The sequence below is a fragment of the Streptomyces sp. 549 genome (assembly GCF_030124175.1).
GTDB lineage: Bacteria > Actinomycetota > Actinomycetes > Streptomycetales > Streptomycetaceae > Streptomyces.
Genome location: NZ_JASKMT010000022.1, coordinates 1 through 25038, shown reverse-complemented (window position 1 = coordinate 25038; position 25038 = coordinate 1). Strand labels below are relative to the sequence as shown.

19 protein-coding genes are annotated in these 25038 nt (G+C 70.3%); 5 read left to right on the top strand and 14 right to left on the bottom strand.

Features of this window, described 5'->3' with window-relative positions; genetic code table 11:
• The first annotated feature begins 340 nt into the window (after nt 1-340).
• From QNO07_RS21235 to QNO07_RS21225, 3 genes are all read left to right on the top strand, one after another.
• Nucleotides 341-535 carry a ribbon-helix-helix protein, CopG family gene (locus tag QNO07_RS21235; protein ID WP_217165866.1) on the top strand — a complete coding sequence of 65 codons (195 nt, stop codon included), beginning with the start codon at nt 341-343 and terminating at the stop codon, nt 533-535.
• Nucleotides 532-924 carry a type II toxin-antitoxin system death-on-curing family toxin gene (locus QNO07_RS21230; protein ID WP_283993809.1) on the top strand — a complete coding sequence of 131 codons (393 nt, stop codon included), beginning with the start codon at nt 532-534 and terminating at the stop codon, nt 922-924. Before QNO07_RS21235 ends, QNO07_RS21230 begins: the two co-directional genes overlap by 4 nt.
• Nucleotides 925-1406: 482 nt before the next feature.
• On the top strand, nt 1407-4778 hold the full coding sequence (locus QNO07_RS21225) for a type ISP restriction/modification enzyme (RefSeq protein ID WP_283993808.1): 3372 nt from the start codon (nt 1407-1409) through the stop codon (nt 4776-4778).
• Between the two features lie 872 nt (nt 4779-5650).
• Here QNO07_RS21225 and QNO07_RS21220 read toward each other — a convergent pair.
• The 10 genes from QNO07_RS21220 to epsC all read right to left on the bottom strand — a co-directional run bounded on the left by QNO07_RS21220 (nt 5651) and on the right by epsC (nt 16398).
• A complete protein-coding gene (locus QNO07_RS21220) occupies nt 5651-6157 on the bottom strand; it encodes a flavin reductase family protein (RefSeq protein ID WP_283993807.1) in 507 nt (168 codons plus the stop codon).
• A gap of 161 nt (nt 6158-6318) precedes the next feature.
• Nucleotides 6319-7791, bottom strand: coding sequence for a dihydroorotase (locus QNO07_RS21215; RefSeq protein ID WP_283993806.1), 1473 nt, complete (start codon nt 7789-7791; stop codon nt 6319-6321).
• Nucleotides 7779-9029: an acyl-CoA dehydrogenase family protein gene (locus tag QNO07_RS21210; RefSeq protein ID WP_283993805.1), complete on the bottom strand. Its 1251-nt coding sequence runs from the start codon at nt 9027-9029 to the stop codon at nt 7779-7781. Before QNO07_RS21210 ends, QNO07_RS21215 begins: the two co-directional genes overlap by 13 nt.
• On the bottom strand, nt 9008-10111 hold the full coding sequence (locus tag QNO07_RS21205) for a PrpF domain-containing protein (protein ID WP_283993804.1): 1104 nt from the start codon (nt 10109-10111) through the stop codon (nt 9008-9010). Before QNO07_RS21205 ends, QNO07_RS21210 begins: the two co-directional genes overlap by 22 nt.
• Entirely contained in the window at nt 10108-11967 is a 1860-nt protein-coding gene (gene asnB / locus QNO07_RS21200; RefSeq protein WP_283993803.1) for an asparagine synthase (glutamine-hydrolyzing), read from the bottom strand. Before asnB ends, QNO07_RS21205 begins: the two co-directional genes overlap by 4 nt.
• An 8-nt stretch (nt 11968-11975) precedes the next feature.
• Nucleotides 11976-12800, bottom strand: a complete 825-nt coding sequence (locus tag QNO07_RS21195) for a cupin domain-containing protein (RefSeq protein WP_283993802.1) — start codon at nt 12798-12800, stop codon at nt 11976-11978.
• Nucleotides 12801-13098: 298 nt separating this feature from the next.
• Nucleotides 13099-14049, bottom strand: a complete 951-nt coding sequence (locus tag QNO07_RS21190; protein WP_283993801.1) for a DMT family transporter — start codon at nt 14047-14049, stop codon at nt 13099-13101.
• A gap of 53 nt (nt 14050-14102) precedes the next feature.
• Nucleotides 14103-14657 (bottom strand): cupin domain-containing protein, encoded by a 555-nt coding sequence (locus tag QNO07_RS21185; protein ID WP_283993800.1) that lies wholly within the window; start codon nt 14655-14657, stop codon nt 14103-14105.
• Nucleotides 14658-14659: 2 nt separating this feature from the next.
• Nucleotides 14660-15643 carry a PLP-dependent cysteine synthase family protein gene (locus tag QNO07_RS21180; protein ID WP_283993799.1) on the bottom strand — a complete coding sequence of 328 codons (984 nt, stop codon included), beginning with the start codon at nt 15641-15643 and terminating at the stop codon, nt 14660-14662.
• 44 nt (nt 15644-15687) lie between these two features.
• Nucleotides 15688-16398 (bottom strand): serine O-acetyltransferase EpsC, encoded by a 711-nt coding sequence (epsC, locus tag QNO07_RS21175; protein ID WP_283993798.1) that lies wholly within the window; start codon nt 16396-16398, stop codon nt 15688-15690.
• A 273-nt stretch (nt 16399-16671) separates the two neighbouring features.
• On the opposite strand from epsC, the gene QNO07_RS21170 reads away from it, so the two are divergent.
• Both QNO07_RS21170 and QNO07_RS21165 read left to right on the top strand, forming a co-directional pair.
• On the top strand, nt 16672-16908 hold the full coding sequence (locus QNO07_RS21170; RefSeq protein ID WP_283993797.1) for a tautomerase family protein: 237 nt from the start codon (nt 16672-16674) through the stop codon (nt 16906-16908).
• The gene (locus QNO07_RS21165) at nt 16905-17882 is read left to right on the top strand and encodes a hypothetical protein (RefSeq protein ID WP_283993796.1); all 978 of its coding nucleotides are present in this window, start codon (nt 16905-16907) and stop codon (nt 17880-17882) included. Before QNO07_RS21170 ends, QNO07_RS21165 begins: the two co-directional genes overlap by 4 nt.
• A gap of 619 nt (nt 17883-18501) precedes the next feature.
• Here the strand turns inward: QNO07_RS21165 and QNO07_RS21160 are convergent.
• From QNO07_RS21160 to QNO07_RS21145, 4 genes are all read right to left on the bottom strand, one after another.
• Nucleotides 18502-21474, bottom strand: a complete 2973-nt coding sequence (locus QNO07_RS21160) for an AfsR/SARP family transcriptional regulator (protein ID WP_502961901.1) — start codon at nt 21472-21474, stop codon at nt 18502-18504.
• A 1029-nt stretch (nt 21475-22503) separates the two neighbouring features.
• On the bottom strand, nt 22504-23709 hold the full coding sequence (locus QNO07_RS21155) for a globin domain-containing protein (RefSeq protein WP_283993794.1): 1206 nt from the start codon (nt 23707-23709) through the stop codon (nt 22504-22506).
• 261 nt (nt 23710-23970) lie between these two features.
• Nucleotides 23971-24342: a thioredoxin gene (gene trxA, locus QNO07_RS21150; protein ID WP_283993793.1), complete on the bottom strand. Its 372-nt coding sequence runs from the start codon at nt 24340-24342 to the stop codon at nt 23971-23973.
• A gap of 107 nt (nt 24343-24449) precedes the next feature.
• Nucleotides 24450-24902 (bottom strand): OsmC family protein, encoded by a 453-nt coding sequence (locus QNO07_RS21145; protein WP_283993792.1) that lies wholly within the window; start codon nt 24900-24902, stop codon nt 24450-24452.
• Nucleotides 24903-25038 lie beyond the last annotated feature (136 nt).

Genomic DNA, 25038 nt, shown 5'->3' with positions numbered 1-25038 from the left:
GGCTGACCTGCGTGTTCATGAGGGAGGCGCTTGCACCGGCGACGCCTTCAGGGTCTCGTTCGGAAACTTTTGACGCTCAGATGACGCTCGAAACGGAAGCCCGAACTTCACGCCCCCCGCCTGGGGGCTGTGCGGACTGGACCACCGGCATGGGGCAAGGACTCCACTACCGGCGGCCCCGCTGTACCGTCCCAGCGGCGACGCGAGATTCCATCGAGCCCGTCACTCCTTGGATCCGAGAGCGTGGCCCGTCAGGGCCACAGACGCCGTGGTCCGAGGTCTCGTCTCGAGTGGCTGGTATCACCTAGCCACCTAGATACCAGTCCGGTATCATGGCTGTATGGCGATGACACTCCGGCTCCCCGACGACCTTGACGCGAAGCTCACCGAGCGTGCCAGTCGTGAGCGCCGCAGCAAGCAGGAACTCGCCATCGAAGCCATCCGAGAGGCCCAGAATCGGGCCGAGCTGAGGGTCGATGACGTCTTGGCCGAGCTGATGGACAGCGATGCGGAGATCCTGGACTACCTGAAGTGACCGAGGTGCGTTACATCCAGATCGACGAGATCCTGGCCATTGCTCGCAAGGTCAACGGCACGGAGCACAGCGTGCGTGACATGGGGCTTCTGGTGTCAGCGATCGAACGGCCCCGGGCCAATGTGTTCGGGACCGAGCTCTATCCCACGCTGCACGAGAAGGGCGCGGCACTGCTGCACTCCATTGCCCGCAATCATGCGCTGATCGACGGCAACAAGCGCACCGCCTGGCTCGCCATGCGTGTCTTCCTGCGGCTCAATGGCGTCGGCGCCAGTACCGTCCCACCACCTGCCTCCATTGCCGGTCCGTTCGTCGAGGACGTCGCGCAGGACAACGTCGATGTACCGGCCATTGCCAAGCGTCTGTCGGTCTGGTTCCCCGTTTCCTGACCTTCGGACGTCATGAGGTACGGAACGAGATGAGGTTCCGTGAGCGGTGCTGGGTTTTGGCAGTCCGCCGGGCGGACTGATCCTGTTCTTGTGGGATCCGTTCGTTCAGCGGGTTGAGTCGTATCCCTTCGCGACACGGAGGGTTCACTCGGCGCGCAAGTGACGTTTCGAGAGAGCCTTCCCGTTAGGGCAGCAACAAGTTCCATATCGGCTACGGCGGTCTCCTCCCGACCAACACCCGCCCCTCGTTTCCCAGCGGTCTCGGAACGCGCCGTCTGTGCCCCTCCCGCGCCCCCCGTGCGCGCTGAGCCGGTCCCTTCGCCTCCAACAAGCTGTGTCTGCGGTGATTCATCGTCCGCGTCCGTAACTTGGAGGGGGGCAAGATGCCAGAGGAGTGGGTACAGGCTCTCGTTGCGGACTTTGGATCCGAGTGCAATGAGCGGCTGAGGGTCAGCGACACGGAGGCGTCCATCAGCCTGCCAGTGGCGAAGCTGTTGGAGGCTTTCGGGGCGCGCTGGAAGCTGAGCCCTCGCCTTCATCCTGAGTATCCCTTGCCCGAGGCTCGAGTGCGTCCGGACTACGCGGTGGAGACATCGGGGCGCATCACCGGCTTCCTCGAGCTGAAATCCCCCGGGCACGACATCACGCCTGGCGGCTTCACGAAGCGGGACCGGGAGCAGTGGGAGCTGATGCGTCGGCTGCCCAACGTGCTGTACAGCAATGGTCACACCTGGTGCCTGTACCGAGGCGGTTCGCGGCCTCTCCGTACGGCTCGGCTCGAAGGTGATCTGTACCGGTCCGGCAGTCGGTTGCGTACCAGCGAAGCCGAAGGAGTGGCGTTTCGGGATCTGCTGCGGGAATTTCTCGGGTGGCAGCCTCAACCCATCACTGCTGTTGGTCAGTTGGTGTCATCTATCGCTCCGCTGTGCCAGTACCTGCGAGAGGAGGTGCTGGAGCAGCTCGCCCTCGAACGCAGAACGCCAGACGGTCCGCGCAGCCGCCGGCGGGCTCCCAAGCCTTTCACCGCCTTGGCGCACCACTGGAGCAAGGTGCTCTTCCCCTCAACCGACGGGCAAGACCCCGACCACCTCTTCGCTGACCGTTACACCCAGACGATCGCCTTCGCCCTGCTGCTGGCCCGTATCGAGAACGTACCGCTCGCCGACCGCAACTTCGTTGACGTCGCACGTGAGTTGAAGGCCGAGAACACGGTCATGGGTCGAGCCCTGCAGTTGCTGACGGAGACGGTGGACGCCGAGTTCGCGCGCCGAATCGACACGCTCGTGCAGGTCGTCGATGCTGTTGACTGGGAGACGATCCGAGCCCGGACGCCCGACGCCCACGTTCATCTCTACGAGGATTTTCTCCAGGAGTACGACCGCGATCTGCGTAAACGCTCCGGCACGTACTACACCCCACCTCGTCTGGTGAAGGAGATGGTCCGCTTCACTGATGCTGTCCTGCGCACCCGTCTGAACTGTGTGGAGGGCTTCGCGGACGAGCAGGTGACGATCGTCGACCCCGCCATGGGCACCGGCACATTCCTCAGCGAGATCATCGACAGGGTCGCCGAAGAACGCTCCCGCCGTGGGGAGGGTTTCCGCGGTGAAGCGGTGGAACAGCTGGCGGGCCGGCTGATCGGCTTCGAGCGTCAGATGGCCGCCTACGCGGTCGCCCAGATGAGGATTACCCAGACCCTCCGCGAGCAAGTCACCGACACTCAACTCGGCGATCTGCGGCTCCATCTCGCCGACACCCTTGCAGACCCCTACGAGAGGGCCACGCTCTTTACCTTCCTGCCCGATGGGGATCCTCTGGTCGAGAACACCCGCAAGGCGGACTGGATCAAGCGCGAGCAGAAGGTCACCGTCATGATCGGCAACCCTCCGGACCGGGAGAGAGCCGAGGGGGAGGGCGGCTGGGTGGAGAACGGCCGCGAGGGTGATCACAAAGCACCTCTGCTCGATGCCTTCCGCCTCGGTGGCAGAAACGGAGTGCACGAGAACAAGCTCAAGAACCTGTACGTCTACTTCTGGCGCTGGGCCACCTTCAAAGTCTTCGAACAGCATCGTTCCGAGTCGGACCGCGGAATCGTCGCCTTCATCAGCACCGCGGGCTTCCTCAGCGGGCCCGGATTCCGAGGGATGAGGAAGTACCTGCGTGAGACCTGTTCCGAGGGCTGGATCATCGACCTCAGCCCGGAGGGTATCCAGCCACCTTTGCGGACACGCCTCTTCGAAGACGTTCAACAGCAGTTGACGATCGCCGTGTTCGTCCGCAGCAGCGCCAACACCGCACCCGCCCGCATCAGGTACGTTGCTCTGGACGGCAGCACTCGTGAAGACAAGTACACGCAGCTGGAGGCCCTCGGGCCCGACAGTGACCAGTGGCGTCCGGTACGTGAGGACGTTCAGGCCCCGTTCACGCCCGCGGCTCTCGGAGCATGGGACACCTATCCCGCACTGAACGATCTGTTGCCATGGACCGTGCCCGGCATCCTGCCCAAGCGGACATGGGTCTACTCCTCGGACCCCGACACACTGCGCTCCCGGTGGCGGAGACTGACCGCCGAAACAGACATCGCCGAGAAGCGCGCCTTGTTCAGGGAGACCAAGGGCGGCCGTGCCGTCGACCTGCCGGTGAAGCCGCTCCCGGGCTCGACACAGGGAAGGCGGTCGATGCTGGAGGCAGGTCCCGAGTGTCCGGAACCAGTGCCTGTGGCCTTCCGCCCTTTCGATCGGCAGTGGATCATCCCAGACAACAGGGTCCTCGACAGATGCTCGCCGGAGCTGTGGGACAACCGGGCCGAGGACCAGATGTACATCGTGGAGCTGCACTCCGAACGGTTCGGTGACGGCCCCGCCACTCTGTTCACTGCGCTGATGCCGGATATGCATCACTTCGCCGGCTGGGGTGGCGGCAGGGTGATACCTCTCCTGCAGAAGGACGGCACCTCCAATGCGACCCCCGGCCTTCTCCAGCACCTTCGCAACTCCTTCGGTGGGCTGCCCGTCTCCGTAGAGGACTTGGCCGCGTACATCGCCGCAATCACGGCTCACCCCGGATTCCGGTCCCGCTTCGCCGACGAACTCACGACCGTCGGCGTCCGCGTACCCCTCACCGGAGACGCCACGCTGTGGTCGGAGGCGCTGCACATCGGGCGGAAGGTGATCTGGGCCTCCGTCTTCGGAGAGAGGCTGGTGGACCCGGTGGATGGAAGGCCTGGCGGGCCCCAGGGGGTCTGGGCGACCGCACAGCCAGCGATCACTTACCAAAGACAGGTCGGGAGGGGTGAGCTACCCGAGAGTTTCGACTACGACTCAGACCGTCTGGAACTCCATTTTGGGCAAGGTGTTTTCGGGTCAGTGACTCAACAGATGCGGGATTACCAGGTAAGCGGGCAGAACGTTCTCGACGGCTGGTTGAAACGCAGGACGGGACCACCGTCTCGCAGGGCCGTCAGCCAGCTGGACCACATCCGGCCCGACCGGTGGAACCCTGCCTGGAGCGAGGAACTCCAGCACGTGCTGGCCGTCCTGTGGCATCTGGTCGAGTTGCAGTCGGATCAGAACGAGCTGCTCAACCGTGTTCTCACGTCACCGCTGGTCAGTGTCGCCGAGTTGCAGCGTCGGAATGTCCTGCCCGTCCCGGACACCGCCCGTCGTTCCGCTCCCGCACGGATACAGGCGGACCCCATCCCCGGGACCGAGGGAATCGAGGCGCGCGAGCCGCACGCCGTCAGGCCACTCGCCGCAGACGAGAGCTCTCCGGCCGCCGCTCCGATGGCGCGGTCGCGCAGGAGCAGGAGTTCCGGCGCTACGCAGTCGCCTCGCAGGAAGCGGCAAGCTCCGTAGAGCTGCTACCTGACCCGGTCTCCTGGACGGGGTGTCGGAACGTCGTCAGCGAGACGCACACCGAGAGTGCCGGTGCTGATGCACAATGCAATCTGAGGCTGCGCCACTCGGTGCTACGTCTCCTCATCGACGACGCCGCATGCCAGCGGCGGACTACCCCGCCGCGACCGCCCTCACACTGCACGGACCTGTCGCCTCACCGAGGCTCCTCGGAAGAGCTGGCCCGTGCCCTGACCGAACTCGGCACCGCCGTCGTTGAGGAACTGGTGGCTGACGTCGTGTTGACAGACCTGGCCGAAGCGATTGGGCGAGGAATCCCCTCCGGCCAGTCGTGACGCTCGTTGGACGCTCCAGGTGCCCCAATACTCCTCAGACAGACCGAAGAACAGCCGTTGACCTGCCGGTATGCCACGTCCCTCACTTGGCGGCCTCTTCCCGATGACGCACCACTTCGAGACGCTCGCGGTGCTGGAGCCGGTGGGGAAGGACGTCTGAACTGGTGCTTTGTGCGTGTGCGTGAAGTGCGGTGCGGGCGTTACGGGCGATACTCCGATGACGGAATGACGCTCCTGACCCACTTTCTGATGGGGCGTCAGGCTCCCTGTTGAGCAGGTCCCCCTGCCCAGGTGGCGAATGCTGGACGGAGGCGCCGAGGGCAGCTGACGCTGAGCGCGAAGCTGTGCGGCCTGTCCGCGGTTGAGGCCAAACGGGCGCCGGTAGGACCACGGGGCCGGCGCCCCCGCACAGCCGCGGCGGCTCGACCGGGTTCCCGGTCGAGCCGCCGTTCGTCCCGCGCTCCTCGCATCACCGTGACCACGCCACGCGGCGTCCGCGTCGGAAGTGCCGCACGCGGCGCCAGCTTTCCCGCCCGGTCAGCCTGCCTCCGCAGGCCTCGCGAGCGCGAAGCCCCTGTGATGCCAGACCAGGCCGCCCGCCGGGCTGCCCAGGCAGTCGGAGACCGCCACCCGGCCCACCAGGATCGTGTGGTCTCCCGCCTCGATCACGTCATGCCGGGCGCAGGTCAACCGCAGTGCGCAGTCCGCGAGTTGGGGCGCGTGACGTGATGTCGCGCCGGTGGCCAGCGAGACGCCCTCGAATCGCTGTGCGGTGGGACCGGCGAACTGCCGTGCCAGGGCCTCGTTCGCCGGGCCCAGCAGATGGACGGTGAAGGCGGTCGCGGCGGTCAGTACGGCGTGGGTACGCGATCCCCGGTCCAGGCAGACCAGAAGCAGTGGCGGGTCCAGCGACAGCGAGGACACCGCGCTCGCCGTCAGACCCCGTGCGGCTCCCGTGTCGTCGTAGCACGTCACGACCGTGACGGGGGCGGCGAGGGAGGCCATTGCGGCGCGGAACTCGTCGGCAGGAATGTCGCGCGACATGACCGGGTCCGGCGCGTCGGGCTCCCTGGCGGATGCGACGGCTGACGACCGCGCCCCGGGGTCCCGGGGCGGAACCGTGGCTGTGGACCATGCCCCGGAGTCCCGGGAAGACGTCGTGGTCGGACCCGGCGCCGCGGACTCGGCGAGCATGCTTGAGGCGCTCATCGGGACGCCCCTTCCAGCTCCCGGTGCGGCACCGTCGGCAGAGTCGGCTCGGGGAGACGCCGGGCCGGCCCCCGCAGCCATCGGCCGCGTGGCTCGCCCACCGTGCCGTGGGCCAGGTCCCAGGCCACCCGGCCGCCCGTCACCACCGTCGTGAACCGTCCGGTGAACGTCCAGCCCTCGTATGCCGACCAACCGCACAGCGACTGGACGTGCTCAGCTGACAGCTGCCAGCGCGCGGCCGGGTCGAGGAGCGCGAGGTCGGCGTCCGCGCCGACCGCCAGCCTGCCCTTGCCCGGCAGTCTGAACAGTTCCGAGGGTCCCTCGCCCATCAGCCGCGCGAGGTGGGCGGCCGCCGTGTCGGCCTCGACACCGCGGGCGAGCAGGCCGGTCCATATCGACACGGCGAGTTCCTGGACGCCGGGCAGGCCGGGCGGCGCCTCGGCCGGCGGGCGGTTCTTCTCCTCGACGGTGTGCGGGGCGTGATCACTGCCGACGGTGGTGGCCTCGCCGCTGAGCACCGCCTGCCAGAGTCGTTCCCGGTCGCGCGCGGCGCGTATCGCGGGGGACAGCCGGGTGCGCGGGCCGCGCCTGACCGTGTCGTCGTCGGTGAACGACAGGTGGTGGCCCGTGACCTCGAAGCTGATCGGCAGCCCCTCGGCCGCCGCCGCGGCCAGCATGTCGGTCTCCTCTGCCGACGACACGTGCAGCACGTGCACCTTGGTGCCGTGGGTGCGGGCAAGGTGGATGACCTTGGCCACGGCGACGATCGCCCCGGAGCGCGGCCGGTGCGGTTCGTAGGCGTCGTACGATTCGGGATCGCCGCTCCGGGAGTCCAGCAGGTCGAAGACGTGCTGGTCCTCGGCGTGCAGCACGAGGCGCACGTTGCCGCGCGCAGCGGCGGCGAAGGCCGCCTCCAGCTCGTGTGCCTCGCGGAAGACCACGGGCGCGGTGTGGTGACCGGCCATGAACGCCTTCGCCGAGGTCGCGACCGCCGGGTCCAGGTCGGCGAGGACCTCGGGGTGGTCGGGATCCGCCCCCAGGTGGAAATGGTGGTCCACGTAGGAGCGGCCCGCGATCAGGGCCGCCTTGGCCTGCAGCGAGGCCGCGTCGAGTGAGGGCGGCCGAGTGTTGGGCATATCCATGACCGTGGTGACGCCGCCCGCGAGGGCGGCCCGGCTGCCGTGCTCCCAGGTCTCCTTGTGCTCCAGACCGGGGGTGCGGAAGTGCACGTGGGAGTCGATCAGGCCCGGCAGGACGTACCGGCCGCGGGCGTCCAGGCGTGGCCCGGAGGGGAGCCGGTCGCCCGGGGCGAGGAGGGCGGTGATGCGGCCGTCGCGGACGACCGCGGCGCCCTCGCGGACTCCCTCGGGGGTGACAAGACGGCCCCCTTCCACCACGAGGTCGGCTTCGCCGGTGTGGCCGGACGCCGGGGACGTGCGGGACGAGAGGGCGGTGTTCAACGGTTCCACGACAGACTCACCAGTTCCTTGCAGAGGTCGTTGGTCGGTCCCATCAGGGCGACGGCACGGGCGTCGCGCCCGAACCGGTTGATCGGGTGTGTCTCGACGTATCCCGCCGAGCCGAGGAACTGGGCCACGTCACCCACCACCCGCTCGGCCGCCGCGGAGGCGGCCAGCTTGGAGTGCAGGGTGGTCAGTCCCGGGTCGGCCGCGGTGCGGCGGCCGGCACGTTCCACCACGCCGCGGGCGGACTCGATCTGAGTGGCCAGGTCCACCAGACGGTGGCGCACCGCCTGGTGGCCGTAGAGCCCCCGGCGCGTGGCGTGCTCGTGCGCGGCGTCGAGCGCGGCCTGGGCGATTCCCACGGCGACCGCGCCGAGCGAGGCACCGCTGTTCCGGACGCGGGCGATGATGGACGCGGCGACGCCCGGTGCGCCGAGCCGCGCGGTGTCGGGGACGTGGCAATCCCGCACCGACACGAAACCCGTGGCCGAGCCGCGCATTCCGGTGAGCCGGAGGGAGGTGTCGGGCACCAGGCCGGGGTGTTCGCCGGGGACGAGGAAGAAGGTCTGACCGGCGGCCCCGTACCCGGTGTCCGGCGCAGAGGGCGCCGATGAGGGCTGCTCCTCCTGCGACTGCGCCAGGACGAGATAGACGTCCGCGAGCCCGGCGCTGGTGGTGAAGGACTTGGCGCCGTCCAGCAGCCAGCCCCCGTCGGGGGTGCGGCGGGCCAGGGTCGAGAGGTTCTTCTTGTCGGCCCCCGCCCCGCTCTCCGACCAGGCGGAAGCCGCCAGCCACTGCCCGCCGGCCAGTTTGGGCAGAATCTCGCGGTGCTGGGCGGGAGTGCCGTTCTCGACGATCCGACTGGTGACGGCGCAGTGCTGGAAGAGCATGATCGCTGCGGAGGCGTTCGCCGTGGCGACCTGCTCGATACAGGAGTTGAGCGCCACCGTCTCGGCTCCCGCACCGCCGTACGACCTGGGGACGACAAGAGCGAGCAGCCCGCTCTCGCGCAGCACGGCGACGGCCTCGCGGTCCGGCTCCCCGCTGCGGTCGGCCGCCTCGGCACAGGCCGCCAGACGGCTCAGTACCTCCGGCGAAGGCGCGAGGGGGGCGGGGCGGCCGGGATCGGCGCGACCGGCGGGGTGGGGGCCGGTCTTCGCGTACGTGTCGACGTCGTACGAGTCGGGCAGCGTCCGCGGCGGTGTACTCCCGCGCTCGGTGGTCAGGCTGTCAGCGGAACCCACGGGGCCTCCTCGGATCGGTGGGCGGACGTGGCGAGTACGGGGATACGGGGGCCGGCTGCGGAACCGGGTTGCGCGGCCGGGGTCCGGGAGCGCCGCAGCAGCCCCCGGTACTCGACCTGTTTCTCGGCGACCGACACCCAGGCGAGCCTGCGCACGTGGTCGGGGTCCTGCGTGGAGTGGGCGGCGACCCGTACGCACCCGCCGGGGGTGCGCACCGTCAGCAGCGTGTCGGGGTTCCGCGCCGTCCGTCCGGCCAGTGACCAGGGCACGGTGCCCGCGATCCCGGCGGCGGCGCCCAGGCAGATCGCGCCGGTCAGCGCGACCGTGGGGTGCCAGGACGGTACGGACACGGCGCGCACGAACAGTCCGCCGCCCTCCTGCGGTAGCAGGGCGGCGATCTTCGGGAAGGCCCCGAAGGTGTCCCAGCCCTGCGACTCGCAGACCGCGACCCGCAGCCGGGTCATGGCGGTGAACAGCCGTGGATCGTCCCCGAAGAGCGCGTCGGGGCCGCTCACCCCGAGGTGGGAGGCGTCGACGAAGGCATACGGGTTGCCCATCGACACCAAGGAGACGGGCACGGACCGGTCTTCGAAGGGGACGTCGGTGACCGGTTCGCCCGTCATGAGCAGCTCGGGCGGGCGCAGCGGCGGCGAGCACAGGAAGTGGGCGGTGAACCGGGTGCCGCGGTCGGAGGTCTTCTCGGTCTCGCAGACCACGTTGTCACCGTTGTTCAGTACGTTGACCCGGACCCGGCAGCCCGGCACCAGCGGCTGGATCATGCCGGTGCGGGCGGCTGCCTCCACGGCGGCAAGGATCGAGTGCCCGCAGGAGCCGCGCAGGTCGAAACTGTCGTGGCTGTGCGGAAGGGACTGGACGAACCGGTAGTCGAGGTCGAAGAGCGGGTGCCGGGACGGCCGAACGATGGCGTTCTTCAGCACGTCGCCCGCACCCTGGCCGCGCAGGTCGGCCCGCAGGTCGGCCAGCGCGCTCAGGAGTTCCGGTTCGGACTCGGAGAAGGCTCGGCCGTCGAGGACGGCGGTGGGACAGGGTGCGCCGTGCGCCTTGGCGAGGGAGACGTTCACGCGACCGCCCCCGTCGGTTCGGGGGTGCGCAGCATGGCCCCCGAGGCCGCGCCGAAGAACTCGGTGCGCCACATCTGGTGCGACATCAGCGCCCACAGGGCCAGCGACACCTGGTCGGACGGCCGCATCGACTGTTCGGTGAACAGGGCGTCCACGGCTTCGTACCGCAGCCGCCCGTCGGCACGAAGCGCCTGCGGGGACAGCACGTCGCGAGCCGTCGACCACAGCCGCTGTCCCGGCGCCAGCATCGCCGTGATCGGGAGGGTGAACGGCTGCTTGGGGCGGTTCAGGACACTGTCCGGCAGCAGTCCGTCGGCGGCTCGGTACAAGGCGCGCTTGACCCCTGTGCCGGGGAGGGTGCGGTGGTGGTCGGGCAGCGTCGCGGCATAGCGCACGACGCTGGGCTGGCAGAACGGCAGTCTGGCCTCCACCGAGCTGGCCATCGACAGGTGGTCGACCCGGCGCAGGTGGTAGGCGGGCAGCCGGTAGCGCTGCTCGACGCGGCAGATCCGCTGGAGACGGCTGCCCGGGCCGTGCGAGAGCATCTCGGTGAGGCCGGGCGGCATGGCGGCCGTGCCGTGGTGGTGGACCTGGGCGGCGAAGTCGCTGGTGTAGAGGTGTTCGCGCAGCGAGCGCGGCACCGCGGCCAGGTGGTCGAGGTAGGCCCCGGCCCAGTCCGCGCCCTCGGGGGCGGCAAGCGCCTGTGTCATCCGGGCGTAGCCGCCGAAGAGTTCGTCGGCCGCGTCACCGGTGAGGGCGACCTTGAACCCGGCGTCGCGGACCGCCCGGAAGAGCGAGAAGGTGCTGAGGGTGATCGGGTCGGCGTTGGGCTGGCCGAGGTGCCGGACGACGTCGCCCATCAGGTCGGGGAAGGTGGCCGGGTCGATCTCCACCTGGTGGTGGACGGTGCCGGTGTGCCGGGACACCTCGGCGGCGAAGGCGCGTTCGTCGCCGGGCCAGTCGCCCGTGTAGGCGATGTTGAAGGTGTGCAGGGCGTCGGCCGCACCGCGGTCGCGCAGGGCGCGGGCGGCGAGTGCCGTGACCAGGCTGGAGTCGAGACCGCCGGAGGTGATGGCGGCGACCGGGGCGTCGGCGACGAGGAGCCGGGACACCTCGCGGGTCAGCAGCTCGCGCAGTTCGCCGCCTGCATGTGAGAGGCTGCGCTCCTCGCGGACCGGGGGCGCGCTCTCGTACCCCATCCGCCGGGTGGTGAGGCGCATGCCTCCCTCGCGGCTGACGACCGCGGTGGCGGCCGGCGGTAGCACGTCGACGCCCCGGAACATGGTGCGCCGGCCGAACGGCGTCTTGGCCGACAGATAGGTGTGCAGGCCCAGTTCGTCCTCGCCGGGGCGCACGTCGGTGAAGCCGAGCAGTGCGGGCAGTTCCGAGGCGAAGTGGAACCGGCCGCCGCGCTCCTCCCAGTGGTAGTAGAGGGGCTTCATCCCGGAGGCGTCGGTGGCGATCACCAGACGCGGGGCGGCCCGAAGGTCCATGACGGCGACGGAGAACATGCCGTCGAGCTGCTCGGCGAACCTCTCGCCGTACGTGAGGTACAGCGCCGGCAGGATCGAGCCGTCGCACCGGTCCTCGAAGTGGAAACCCTGCCGGATGAGTTCGGTGCGCAGGCGGTCGTGGTTGTAGAGCTCGCCGTTGAAGACGACGGTGATGTCGCCGAGGCGGTACGGCTGGGCGCCGCCCTCTGGGTCCATGATCGACAGCCGGTTGTTGCCGAGGGCCCAGCCGGAGTGCTGGGCGAAGGACTGGGCGTCGGGCCCGCCGTGGTGCTGGAGGGCGGCGACGTCGCGCATTTCCTGGGCGGTGGTACGGGCGTGGAAGGATCCGTGGATGCGGCACATGGCTCATATCACCTGACGTCGGAAATGAAGCCGGCGGCGGAGTAGAGCGCCGGGTCGTAGGGGCTGGGGCCGCCGCAGGTCACGAAGCGCCGGGCGTCGGGACCGGTGTGCGGGTTGCGCGCGCCGTGCAGCACACCCGGCGCCGCGTACAGGACGTCGCCGGCGGCGACATCGATCCAGCGGTCGCGAAGGTACATCTGGCCGACGCCCTCGAAGGCGATGAACGCCTCGTCGCTGTCGGGGTGCAGGTGGACGTTGAAGGTCTGGCCGGGCTGCTGGATGCCGCAGTGCAGGCAGAGCTGGCTGCTGCCGTTGCCGGGCCAGAAGACGAAGTTCATGGTGGCGCGGTCGGCGTCGGGGGTGACCTGGCCGGTGCCGCCGAAGCCGCGCAGCTGGGTGGTCTCGTCCCAGAGGCTGGAGAAGGGCTCGGGGTCCGTGCCGGGGCGGCGTCCGGCGGCCAGCGGGGTGCGCCAGATGTAGACGGTCAGGCCCTCCGCGCCCGCGGTGAGGGTCAGGGTCTGCCCGGTGGGCGCGTACACGGCGTGCGAACGGCCGACCGGGCGGGTGCGGGAGCCGACCGTCGCGGTGCCCAGGCCGCTGAAGACGACCGCGGTGTTCTCCTCGTCGGCGCTCGCCTCGGGGCTGAAGGACTCACCCGTCGCGATGCGCACCACGTGCAGAGTGACATGGGTGGCGCCCGCGGCGGGGCTTACCGGAGTGGCCAGTGTGGTCCGCCGGCCGGGCAGCGCAGCGAACTCGAAGTCGTCGGCAGCGATGATGCGGGCGTCCCCGAGGGGGGACGCGTCGAGGGTTCCCGAGGTGGATGTGCGCATGATGCGGTGGTCTCCTTGCAATGGGGGAGGGAACAGAACGGTTCTGGCGCTTCCCTTCGTCCTGTGACCTCAGGTTCGCGCCGGCCGATCCCGCTGTCCTCCCGCTCCGCTACCGGTGCGCGGGACATGACCGGGAAGCGTCCCGGATCGCCCGGCCCCTCCCTGCGGCGCAGAACCCTTGTGGACGACGGTGGTTGAGTGCGCAGCGAGCCGGGGCCGGCGCAGGCACCCGGAAGGGTGTCCGCGCCGGCCCCGGCTCGGTGTGGTGCGTTGTCCGGCTCCTGGTGCGCCCCGCCGGCTACGGGCAGGCCTTCTCCGGTACGCGTGCGGGCGCGACCGGCATCGGCGGTGCGGCCTCCGTGCGCTTGCGGAGGGCGGAGATGCGGCCCTCCGCGAGGGCGAGCGCGGCGATGACGATGACGCCGCCCACCGGCACGTTCCAGGTCAGCGGCTCCCCGAGGGCCAGCACACCGACGATCACGGCGAACACCGGCACGAGGTAGTTCACGCCGGACGCCGTCGTCGGCCCGGCATCCGCGATCAGCCGGTTGAGCAGGGCGAACGCGATACCGGTGGAGGCGGCACCGAGCACCAGCAGCGCGAGCAGCGGCTTGGCGGTCAGGTCGCCGTGCAGCGCCCAGCCGGTCATGAAGGTGGTGACCACCACGGTGATGACGGCGGCCGCGCCGAGCTGGGCGGCGGTCACGGAGAGGGCGGGCAGCTTGTGGGGAGCGATGAAACGGCGTACGTACACGAAGCTGACGGCATAGCTGGCTGCGGCGCCGACGCAGGCGAGCTGGCCGCCTAGCGTGCCGAACCCGTCGGTGTTCCATGGTCCGACGACCACGATCAGCCCGATGAACCCGCCGATCAGACCGGCCACCTTGCGGGTCGACGGCCTCTCCTCGGAGAGCGCGAGAACGGCGACGCCCATCGTGATGAGAGGGGTCGCGCCCTGGATGACTCCGGCGGTGGTCGCGGTGGTGTACTGCTCGCCGATGGCGAAGAGGGTGAAGGGGATGACGTTGCCGAAGACGGCGGCGACGGCGATGTGCCCCCACAGCTTGCGGGAGGGCAGGGTCAGCCGCTTCAGGGCGAGGATGCCGAGGACGACGAGAGCGCCGACGATCAGGCGGCCCGAGGCGAGCTGGAGAGGCGCGAAGGCCTCCAGAGACATCTTGATGAAGGCGAAGCTGCAGCCCCACAGGGCGGCCAGCAGGACGAAGCGGCCCCAGTTGGTGAGGTTCATGGTGTGTTTCCTCAATCGGGAGTGAGGTGCGGATCCGGGCGATGTGAGTGAGGTCAGTGGTGGACGTGCGCGGTCCGGTGCGAGTGCGTGTCGCCCGGGCCGTGGTGCCCCTGCCCGTCTCCGGAGAGTGGGTGGTCGTGGTCCGTGTCGGGGGCGTCGACCTCGTACTGGTCGTACTTCTCCATCAGGGCGACCATCTCCTCGCGGGACGGACGGTTACCGTCGGCGAGGAGGGCGGACAAGCCCTCGAAGTAGCCCTCGCGGTGTTCCGCCGGGGTGAAGATGATGAGCATCTCGACGAGCGAGTCGCTCTCGTTGCGGAAGCCGTGCACAGCGTTCTCCGGCACGTGCAGGAAGTCTCCCGCTCTGGCGGTGCGCCAGCCGGTGCCGTCGTGCAGGCGCACTTCGCCCGTCAGTACGTAGAAGGACTCGGAGATCCGGGAGTGGTAGTGCGGGTCGGCGCCGCCGGCACCCGGCAGCATCGAGTGGTGGAAGAGCCCGAAGCGGCCGTCGGTGGTCTCGGCGAGGGCGATGAAACGGGTGGTCGTGGCCACCCCGATCTCGGCCTTCACCGCGTCGGCGTACGCCCGGAACATGGCGTGGCTCATGCTCAGGCCTCCCACATGCTCAGGTAGCGTTCCCCGGTGTCGGGCAGCAGCGTCACCACCACGCCGTCGGTGAACTCGGGCCTGCGGGCGACCAGCTCGCTGGCGTACGCGGCCGCGCCGGAGGAGACGCCGGTGAACAGGCCCTGGCTGCGGGCGAGCCGGTGCGCGGTGTCGAGGGCGCCTTCGTCTGAGACGGTGAGCACCTCGTCGATGAGCGTGACGTCGGTGGTGTCGGCGACAAAACCGCCGTTGAGGCCCGGGATCCGGTGCTGGCCCGCGTAACCCAGGGAGAGGATCGGTGACTTCTCCGGCTCCACGGCGACCACCCGTACGTCCGGGTCCTGTTCCTTGAGGTGGCGGGCGACGCCGGTGAGGGTGCCGCCGGTGCCGACCGTGCACACGAACGCGGCGATGCGGCGGCCGGTGGCGGCTACTGCGGAGTGGATCTCGGGGCCCGTGGTCTCGTAGTGCGCCCGGACGTTGTCCTGGTTCTCGTGCTGGCACGGGAACCAGGAGCCGGCCGTGGCGGCGTGCAGCCGCTCCGCCTCGGCGATCGCCCCCGGGTAGCCGAGCGCGCTCGGCGTCTGGACGATCTCCGCTCCGAAGGCGCGCAGTAGTTTGACCCGCTCAGTGGTGGCGTTGTCCGGGAGCACGATCACACAGCGATAGCCGCGGGAGGCGGCGAAGGCGGCAAGCGAGATGCCCGTGTTGCCGGAGGTGGCCTCGATGACGGTGCCGCCGGGACGGAGGTCGCCGCGGTCCTCGGCGGCGCGCAGCATGTAGAGGGCCGCCCGGTCCTTGCTGGAGGACATCGGGTTGGCGGACTCCAGCTTCGCCAGCACGCGGGCGCCGGGAGCCAGGTCACGCAGGCGCAGCTCCAGCAGCGGGGTGGAGCCCACGAGGTCCTCGATGCGCGAGGCGACTGCGGGACGGACGGGGGCGATGTGGGCCAGGGGGGCCTGTGCGGTGGTCGTCACGGTTCTCATCTCTCGCAGTCGAGGGGCTTCGGGGAGTACGGGGGCCCTGGGAGTCACCAGGAGCCCGCGGAGGCGATGACGGTGAAGACGTCCTCCATCAACTCGGGTCGGCGACCCGGCTCCCTGATGACGGCAGTGGGCGCGAGCACCCGGGCACCGCCGGGGACGTCCTTGTTGACGAGGGCCTGCGCGCCGATGACCGCGCGGTCGCCGAGGGTCACCGGGCCGAGGACGGTGGAGTTGGCGCCGAGGACGACGCCGCTGCCGACGACGGGGTGGCGGCGGTCGCCCTCGGGCCGCTTGTTGTCGCTCCACCAGCCGACCGCGCCCAGCGTGACCTGGTGGTACATCGTCACGTCGTCGCCGACGACAGCGGTCTCGCCGATCACCACGCCGGCGCCGTGGTCGATGAAGACCCGGCGGCCGAGCACCGCGCCCGGATGGATCTCGACGGCCGTCACCCGGCGCGCCCACCGGGCGAGCAGCCGGGCCGGGATCCGCAGCCCGCGGCCGTGCATGCGGTGAGCGACCCGGTGCGCCCACAGGGCGGTGAGCGCGGGGTGGAGTACCGCCTCCTTCGCACTCCGCACGGACGGGTCGCGGGCGAGAACGACGTGCAGGTCCTCGCGGAGGGCGGACAGCAGACGGGGAGTGGGGGAGGCGGGGGTGGCGGCGGGGGTGCGCCTCGCGGCGCCGCTGGCGGGGTCGGAGGCCGGACAGGTCTCCGGATGCGACTCCGTCTTCGTCGGACTGAGCAGGCTCATCGTGGCTCCAGTGGCGGGGCGGGCCTCTTTGACCGAACAGAGCGTGCCGGGTCGCCTTCCCGTTGGAGTCCCGGCCCGTTCCCGCTCGGGGGAATCCCGGGCGGCGTCGGGGGAAGGCGGCGGGAACGTGCCGGGAAACAGACGGGAACGGCCGCCTCCACACTCGCCGGAGCATCACCCCCGCCGCTCACCGACTCTCCGGTGCGCCGCCCCGCCGGTGTGCACCGGCGCCACCGCACATCGACTCACCCGATGTCGAGCAGAGGAGCCCTCATGCCCGTGATTTCCGTCGACTGGTGGAAAGGGAACGACCGCGCACAACGCCAGGAACTGGTCGGTGAACTGACCGCCTGCGTGTCCCGTATAGCTGGGTGCCCCGAGGACGCCGTCACCGTCATCGTGCGGGATGTCGACCCCGGTCACTGGGGGAAGGGCGGCGTTCTCGCCGACGTGTGGCAGACCGGTGCCACCGCGACGACCGCCCCGCAGGACGCGGGGGGACAGACATGACGTCACCCGTCGGACCCGGTCGCCCGGATCCGCGGCATCTCCTTCTCGTCTCCCCGTCGCCCCGGATGGTGGCGGAGGCGACGGAGGCCGGCTTCCACGTCCTCACCGTCACCGACGTGACCGGCTTCCCGGACGAGGTGCTCCGCGAGCACCTCGCACGGACCGCCCGCACCCACCGGGTGAGCAGGCTGATCGCCTGCGGCGAGGCGAGCACTCTGGCCGCCGTACTGGAGACGGCCGAACAAATGGGGCTGTCCCCCAACCCGGCCGCCTCGGCCCGGCTGCTCGCCGACCCGTCACGGATTCGGAGCCTGCTGACACTCAGCGGCCCCCAGTGGGAGGCGGTCGCGCTGCCCACCGGGCACCGGGAAGAGCCGCAGCCGAACCACATCGAGTACGGCGTGGAGACGTTGACGGCGGAAGGGATGCACAGGGTCACCGGCATCGTCGAACTGCGCTTCACGGGAGCGGACGGGACGTCCGCCGGGTCGGCGTCAGGGGCCGGCGCCGTCGACACGGTACGCGGAGGCGCCCCCCTCCAGACCTTTCCCGCGCCGCTCACCCGGCTGGAAGAGGCGGAGATCCGCGCCCTGGCCACTGGACTGCTCGACCTCGCCGGCTACGAGTTCGGTGACGCCTTCACCCGCATCGCGCTCACCGCCCAGGGACCTCGCATCATCAACACCCTCACTCGGCAGACCAGTTGGCCGACATCCCGGCTGATCGAGCTGACCACGGGACTGGTGTCGGAACGGGAACTGGTGCGCGCGCTGTTGGGCAAGCCCTTGGAGGCGCCGACGCTGGTCGGATGTGCCGCGGCCGTCCCGCTGCCCGATCCGCACAACGTGCCGGAGGGCATCACGGCGCTTCCGGGCGTGAGGGAGGTGCGGGACGGGCACGCCCTGCTCACCGCCCTCACCTCCGCCGAGCTAGCGGTCCGCACGGCTGCGGTCAGCGACTGCCTGGCAGCCTGACCGCAGCTCTCCACCTCTCCACCTCGCGAAGGGCCCGCCACGCTGTGGCGGGCCCTTCGCGCACCTGTGTTCCTGGCGCGTTCCCGGCGCCCTTCGGCGTCGGGGGTGGAGTTTCCCGCTCCGTTCCCGCCCGGCGGGAAGGGCGGGTAGCGGAAGCGGAACGGGTCGGGAGCGGATTCCGTGAAAGTCGTCTCTGTCAGCAGGAAAGCCCAGGCAGGACGATTCCGGAAAGCGGGAAATCAGATGCGGAACACGGTGTTGACGATTGCGGGAATCCTCACGGCAGCCGTCCTTGCGCTGGGGGCGGGCAGCGCCGCCGCGGCGGACACGACGGACCGAACCGCACACGCCCTCGCGGCCACCCCGCATCCGGGGACGAACGACGGTGAGGGCCCCAACGTGACTCCGATGCGGGGTGAGGGGCCGAACGCCGCTCCCGATTCCGGTGAGGGCCCCAACTGAGCTCCCGCCTCCGTCGAGGTCCCCGACCTCGTTCCCCGTACCCTCGTCATCCGGATGCCCCGCTCCCCGCACGGGATCGGGGCATCGGCGCGTCCGCGTTGATGAGGGACGTGCCGGAAGGCCGGTGTGTGTGAACGTCCCGGCGGCGCGGAACCGTTCAGGCCCTCCGCCCTGTGGGGATCCCCATCGCGTCGAACGCCTCGTCCGCCGTGGACCTGTGGACCCGAGCGGACTCGTGTTCGCCGAGGTGTTCCAGCGCGTGGGCCATGCCGGCCAGGGCGCGTGCCTCCTCGATGCGGTAACCCACGCCGGATGCCGCACGCTGGGCCCGCTGGTGGAGTTCGAGGGCGCGGGAGTACCCACCGCTACGGGCGTGCAGCCGGCCGACGATGTTGCTGACCGCGGCCTCCCGCATCGGCGCGCCGCTCAGGTCGGCGACCCGGAGCGCCGACTCCGCCCACGCGGCGGCCTGGCCGCTGTCGCCGAGCCGGTCGGCGGCCTCGGCGGACAGGGCGAGCAGCAGGGACATGTCGGCGGGCGACACGACGTCCAGGGCCAGCTTGCGGGCCCTGCGCAGCAGATCGGCGGCCTCGCCCACCGAGCCCAGGCCGAGCCGGGCGACCGCCAGATCGGTGAGGCCCTCCACCTCCTTGTCGACCGCTCCGATACCGCGGGACAGCGTGACGGCGCGAGTGGCGGCCTCCACGGCTTCGGGGAAACGGCCGCATTCGGCGTACAGGTTGCTGAGGTTGGTGAGCGATTCGGCCTCGGCGCGCTCCGCACCGAGCTCCCGCTTGATCGCGATGGACTGCTCCAGACGGGGCAGTGCCTCGGCGTACCGCCCCAGCGCGCTGAGCAGGAGACCGAGGACGCCGGTGTCCTTGGCCTCGCCGCGCCGGTCGGCGAGGTCGACGGCCAGGCCGAACGCCTCCTCCGAAACCTCCATGCCCTCCTCGAAGCGGCCAAGCTTCCAGCAGGCGACGGCGAGGTTCGACAGACTCAGCCGCAGCAGCCCCGGATCGCCGAGCCTGCGGGAAGCGGTGACGGCGGTGCGGCTCAACTCCCGGAATTCCTCCAGGCGTCCGCGAAGGTCCAGCGGAAAGGCAACGTTGGCGGCGAGCAGCCCGACATGCGTGTCCAGTTCCCAGCGGAACGCGAGGAAGACGGCAGCCAGCAGCGAGTCCTGCTCTCGCTCCAGCCACTCCCGGGCCTGCTCGGGGGTTTTCAGCGGCGGGAGCTCCGCAGGCGGCTGGTGCGCGGGGCGGCGGATCCGGACCCGTCCGGGGAAGAGGAGGTCGCAGGCCACGTCGGTGGCGCTGAGCGCGAAGTCGAGGAGGCGGCGTACGGCGCGAGCAGCCTCCTCGTCGCCCGCCCCCGCGTCCCCGCCCCCGGTTTCCGGGGAAGGGCGGCCGCTGACGCGCGAGAGGTTCTGGGCGAAGCTTCGAACCAGGTCGTGGAAGGCGTACCGACCGGTCTCGTGCTGTTGCAACAGGTGCATGTCGAGGAGGTACTCCAGCACGTCCTCCGCGTCCCGCGCCCGTTTGTCGAGCAGGGCTCCGGCCGCGTACACCTCGATCTCGGCCCCGGGGTGCTGGCCCAGCAGCCGGAACGCCTCCCGGGTCTCGGCCGGCAGACCTTCGTAGGACAGCCGCAGGGTCACCTCGACACTGCGCTCGCCGGAACTGAGCTCGGCCAGCCGGTGGGCGTCGTCACGGAGCCGGTCCACGAGGTAGCGGACGGTCCAGCGGGGACGCTTGCGCAGCCGGGCGGCGGCGATGCGCAGGGCGAGCGGCAGATGGCCGCAGAGCTCGGCGAGCTGCGCGACCGCCTCGGGCTCGGCGCGCGCACGGGCGTTGCCGAGGACGCCTTCGATGAGGGCGACGCTGTCGTGCGGAGGCATGACGCCGAGGGAGACGGTGTGCGCGGCGTCCAGGTCCACGAGCAGGGCGCGGCTGGTGACCAGGACGAGGGATTGGGTGGGGGATGCGAGGAGCGGTCTGATCTGGGACTCGTCCACGGCGTTGTCGAGCAGCAGGATCATCCGGCGGGAGCCCATGGTGCGCCGCCACAGGGCGATGCGGCCCTCGGCGTCGTCGGGGATGCGGTCGCCGGGGGCTCCGAGCATGCGCAGCAGCGCCTCGGCAGCCGCCCCGGCACTGAGCGGCTGTTCGCCCGGCGTGAACCCGCGCAGGTCGATGTGGAGTTGGGCGTCCGGGTAGCGGTCGGTGAGCTGATGGGCGGCGCGTACGGCGAGGGAGGTCTTGCCGCTGCCGCCCATGCCGTCGATGGCGACGATGAGCGGTCCGGCGCCGGGCGCCTCCTCCACGTACCCGAGCAACTGGCGGACCTCCTCCTGGCGGCCGGTGAAGTCGCCCAGGTCGTAGGGGAGGGTGGAGGGCGAGCCCTCCGGGGTGAGCGGTGTGGGACCGGCGGCCTGGGCCGGGGCGGCGAGCTCGGGGCTGTTGCGCAGGATGGCGTGGTGCAGGTCGGTGAGGGCGTCGCCGGGGCCGATGCCGAGTTCGTCGACCAGGAACTCGCGGACCTTGGTGAACTCCTCAAGCGCCTCGGCCTGTCGTCCGGACCGGAATAGGGCGAGCATGAGCTGTCCGCGCAGCGTCTCGCGAAGCGGGTTCGCCTCGATGAACTCTCTTAACTCACCGACGAGTTCGCCGGTCTCGCCTGCGGCGAGGCGTAGATCGAAGAGCTGCTCGACGGCGGTCAGTCGTCGTTCCTCCAGCGCTGCGGAAGCCGCGCTGAGTACGGAGCCGCCGCTGCCGGACAGGAGCGGGCCCCGCCACAGGTCGAGTGCCTCACGCAGTGCCGTGGCAGCGTACGAGCCCTGTCCGGCAGCGGTCGCCTCCCTGGCTTGTCTCAACCCCTCGGTGAACCGGCTCAGGTCCACCTGCTCGAGCGTGGTCAACGCTCGGTACCCCGGACCCTCGGTGACGATCAGGTTCCGTCCGTCGGGAATGCGTTGCCGCAACTCGGCAACCGCCTTGCGCACCTGGTGGGCAGCGGTGGCAGGCGCGTTGTCATCCCAGACGGCTTCCACCAGCCGGAAGACGGGGAGTACGCGTTGAGGTTCCAACAGCAGGGTGACCAGCACCCTTTCGTGTACGGGGCCACCCACCCGGACGCGGTCCGGTCCGTCCCAGCATTCGAACGAGCCCAGAATGCGAAACCGCGCTCCGTTCTCCGCAGTTCCCTCGCCCATGAAACGCACCCCTCCGACGTCCCCAGCCTTGTCGGCCCCCGATGTGCCATCACATCAGGCCACTTCGGCGGGCGGCAAGACGGTCTGCCGGGCTGTGGCCGCACATGCCGCTCGCCGCGCGAGAACGGGTATGCCCCCAGCATATTGTCGCGCTCAGGTGCCCTGACGGGAAGTGTGTGCTTCCGGCCGCCCGTCCGAGCGGGGAGAATGACGTCGCATCACAACTCCGGCCAGTGGACCGAAGACATCGGAGGGTGGGGCGACGGAGGGGGTCGGTGGTGGCGGGGGTCACGCTGAACGTGGCGATCGGATTGCTCACCAGCATGATCAGCGCGGTGTTCGTCTGGCCGTGGCAGCGCGGCGGAAACGCGCGTGCACTGCGCCGGAAGGCACAGTTCTTCGGCATGCGGCCCGGTGAGACGTGCGTCATCGTCATGAACCACAAGTGGGACCGGCCCGGGGTGGCCGCACAACACGACGTTCAGGCCATGGTCCAGGCCGCCGTGCTGGCCCAGGACCTGGGCTGCGAGGTGGCGATGCGGATCAGCGGTGAGTTCCGCGGCAGGAACGGATCGTCCGTCGAGTTCTGCATCGGCGGCCCGGAGAACGGCTCCAACGTCCGTACCGGCGGGCACCTTGAGCACGATCTTCCTGGAGTGGAGGCACGGCCCTTCAGCGACCGGCCGGACTCCATGGCCATCGTCGTAGGCGGGGAGGCCTTTCTGTGGGCGCGGGGGCGGCAGGAGCACGTGCTCGTTGCCAGGTTCCGTCCGCCGTCCGCGACGCGGCCGGTGTTCGTCGTCTGCGGCACATCCCGGCCCAGTCGTGCGGCCCTGCGACCGCCGGTTGTGGCGGGTGCATCGTTCAGGGAGTGTCCGCAAGGCGTATCCCCGAGGGGGTACATGCCCCCGTGCCCGAGGTGCGGGGGCCCTGCGACGCCCGGGCTCAGCCCTCCGTGTGGGCCAGCCACAGGTCGGGGCCGAAGACCTCGTAGCGGATGTGGCGGGCGGGGACGCCCGCCTGGAGCAGCTGGGTGCGGACGGCTCGCATGAAGGGCAGCGAGCCGCACAGGTAGACCTCGGCGTCGGCGGGAAGATCCAGTCCCTCCAGGTCCATCAGGCCGGTGCGGGCGCCGGGTTCGGTGGCGGCGTCCTCCTCGTACCAGAACTCTGCCCGGGCGCCCGGCAGTCGGCCGACGAGGCGGCGGGTGTCCGCACGCAGAGCATGGCCGGACGGGGAGCGGTCGGCGTGCAGGACCGTCACCGGGCGGGTGGCTCCGGTCCCTGCGAGGTGTTCGAGCATGCCGACCATCGGGGTGCAGCCGATGCCGGCCGAGACCAGCAGCAGCGGGCTGTCGCCCTCGTCGAGGACCACGTCGCCGAACGGGGCGGACAGGGTGAGTTCGTCACCGGTCCTGGCGGTGCGGTGCAACTGGTTGGAGACCTCGCCCTCGGGGGCGTCGGCCACACTCGTGACCCGTTTGACGGTGATACGGCGCAGCCGGTCACCGGGGGCTCCCGACAGGCTGTACTGGCGCACCTGGTGGACGCCGTCGGCCATCCGCACCCTGACGCTGACGTACTGGCCGGCGCGGGCGGCCGGGACGGTGTCCTCGTCGGCGGGGCGGAGCAGGAAGGAGACCGCGTCTGGAGTCTCCTCGCGCCGCTCCACCACCGTCCACTGCCGCCACGGGTGATGGGGGTCGACCTGGGCCTCCTGGTAGAGGCGTGCCTCCATGGCGATCAGGGCGCCGGCCATCAGCCAGTACACCTCGTCCCACGCGGCGGCCACCTCCGGTGTGACGCCGTCGCCGAGTACGTCGGCGATGGCACCGAAGAGGTACTTGTGGACGACCGTGTACTGGTCCTCGGTGACACCGAGTGCGGCGTGCTTGTGGGCTATTCGGGACAGCAGCGCGTCCGGCCGGGCGTCGGGGTCGGTGAGCAGTGCCTGGGCGAAGGCCGCGATGGAACCGGCCAGAGCGCGCCGCTGGCCGCCGCTGGCCTGGTTGCCACGGTTGAACAACCCGTCCAGCAGTTCGGGCTGTTCGGCGAACATGGTGCCGTAGAAGCGCTCAGTGATCTCGTCCAGGGCTCCGCCGACGGCAGGAAGGGTGGCGCGGACGACGGTGGCCGACTCTGGCGAAAGCATGGGGCTCCTCAGCAAGGGGTGGTACAGGGGGAACTGTGCTCACCATCGTGGCTGGAAACCGACCGGATCGGAGGGGCCGATCGGCCTCTCCGAGCAGGCCGATCGGCCTGCTCGAGGAGGGCCACTCGGCACCGGTGCGCGGGCGCGGGCGCGGGTTCGCAGGCCCGCGCTCGGCGGCTTGTGATGTCGCCTGCGTCTCCCGCCGAGCGGGACCATGTGGACGGGCCTTGCCTGCCGACGGGCCTTGCCGTTTCGCCCGGTTCAGCCCCGGTCTCCGGTGCCTGCCGCGAGCTGTCGGCGCACGTCGTCCATGTCGACAGCGCGGATCTTGGCGATGAGGTCGTCCAGGGCCGGGGCGGGGAGAGCGCCGGGCTGGGCGTAGAGAACGGTCTTGTCGCGAACGGCCACGAGGGTGGGGATGGAGGAGATCTGGAAGCTCGCGGCGAGTTCGGGCTGTGCCTCGGTGTCGACCTTGCCGAAGACGATGTCCGGGTGCCTGTCCGCGGCCTGCTCGAAGACGGGGGCGAACCGGCGGCAGGGACCGCACCAGGCGGCCCAGAAGTCGATCAGTACGATGTCCGCGCTGGTGACGGTCGCGTCGAAGTTGTCCCTGGTCAGTTCAGCCGTCGGCATGGCGGTCTCCACTTCTCCCGGTCGAGTTCTATACCCCTGCGGGTATAGGCTCCAACACGCCGGACCGGGGGTTTGTTCCGTGCGGCCCGGCGGGCGGGCAGACACGCTCATGGCTCCAGTGCGATGACGATCTCGGGCGGCTGCCGGAGGGTGTTGTGGACGGTGCAGTGCGAGGCGACGGCGAGAAGGGCGGCACGGCGCTGCTCGGTCAGTCCGGGAGGCGGCAGGACCTGTACGTGGACCGCGTCGATCCTGGCCGGGCGGTCGGTGGCCATCGTGAACCCGGTCCGCACCCGCAGTCCGGTGCGGTCGAGGCCGTGGCGGTGCAGGTATCGGCCGGCGTAGAAGGCGACGCAGGTGGCCAGGGACGCGGCGAACAGCTCGGTGGGCGTGGGGGCGGTGCCCTGCCCGCCGGTGTCCTCGGGCTGGTCGACGAGTAGCCGGTGGCCGCGTACGTCGACGGCGTAGGTGTTTCCGTCGACATGGGCGACCTCCAGCCTGTGCATGTCCGGTGCCGGTGACTGGGTGGCGGTGGCGGTGTCAGCCGCGGTGTGGGCCATGGCGCGTCTCCTCGGGTCCGCTGACTCGCTTGGTATCCAGTGCACCGCGGCCGGAGCGCCGTCGCGAGGGGACTAGTAGTGCTTCGTTACCTTGAGTGATCTTTCCTGGTGTTGGGCATCCTTTGGTGTGTGAAGC

Coding starts and splice junctions, on each gene's coding strand:
- trxA (WP_283993793.1), bottom strand. CDS start 24,342: ATGCCGACGGCTGAACTGACCAGGGACAACTTCGACGCGACCGTCACC.
- epsC (WP_283993798.1), bottom strand. CDS start 16,398: ATGAGCCTGCTCAGTCCGACGAAGACGGAGTCGCATCCGGAGACCTGT.
- QNO07_RS21165 (WP_283993796.1), top strand. CDS start 16,905: ATGACGTCACCCGTCGGACCCGGTCGCCCGGATCCGCGGCATCTCCTT.
- QNO07_RS21185 (WP_283993800.1), bottom strand. CDS start 14,657: ATGAGCCACGCCATGTTCCGGGCGTACGCCGACGCGGTGAAGGCCGAG.
- asnB (WP_283993803.1), bottom strand. CDS start 11,967: ATGTGCCGCATCCACGGATCCTTCCACGCCCGTACCACCGCCCAGGAA.
- QNO07_RS21190 (WP_283993801.1), bottom strand. CDS start 14,049: ATGAACCTCACCAACTGGGGCCGCTTCGTCCTGCTGGCCGCCCTGTGG.
- QNO07_RS21235 (WP_217165866.1), top strand. CDS start 341: ATGGCGATGACACTCCGGCTCCCCGACGACCTTGACGCGAAGCTCACC.
- QNO07_RS21195 (WP_283993802.1), bottom strand. CDS start 12,800: ATGCGCACATCCACCTCGGGAACCCTCGACGCGTCCCCCCTCGGGGAC.
- QNO07_RS21220 (WP_283993807.1), bottom strand. CDS start 6,157: ATGTCGCGCGACATTCCTGCCGACGAGTTCCGCGCCGCAATGGCCTCC.
- QNO07_RS21145 (WP_283993792.1), bottom strand. CDS start 24,902: ATGGCCCACACCGCGGCTGACACCGCCACCGCCACCCAGTCACCGGCA.
- QNO07_RS21180 (WP_283993799.1), bottom strand. CDS start 15,643: ATGAGAACCGTGACGACCACCGCACAGGCCCCCCTGGCCCACATCGCC.
- QNO07_RS21170 (WP_283993797.1), top strand. CDS start 16,672: ATGCCCGTGATTTCCGTCGACTGGTGGAAAGGGAACGACCGCGCACAA.
- QNO07_RS21155 (WP_283993794.1), bottom strand. CDS start 23,709: ATGCTTTCGCCAGAGTCGGCCACCGTCGTCCGCGCCACCCTTCCTGCC.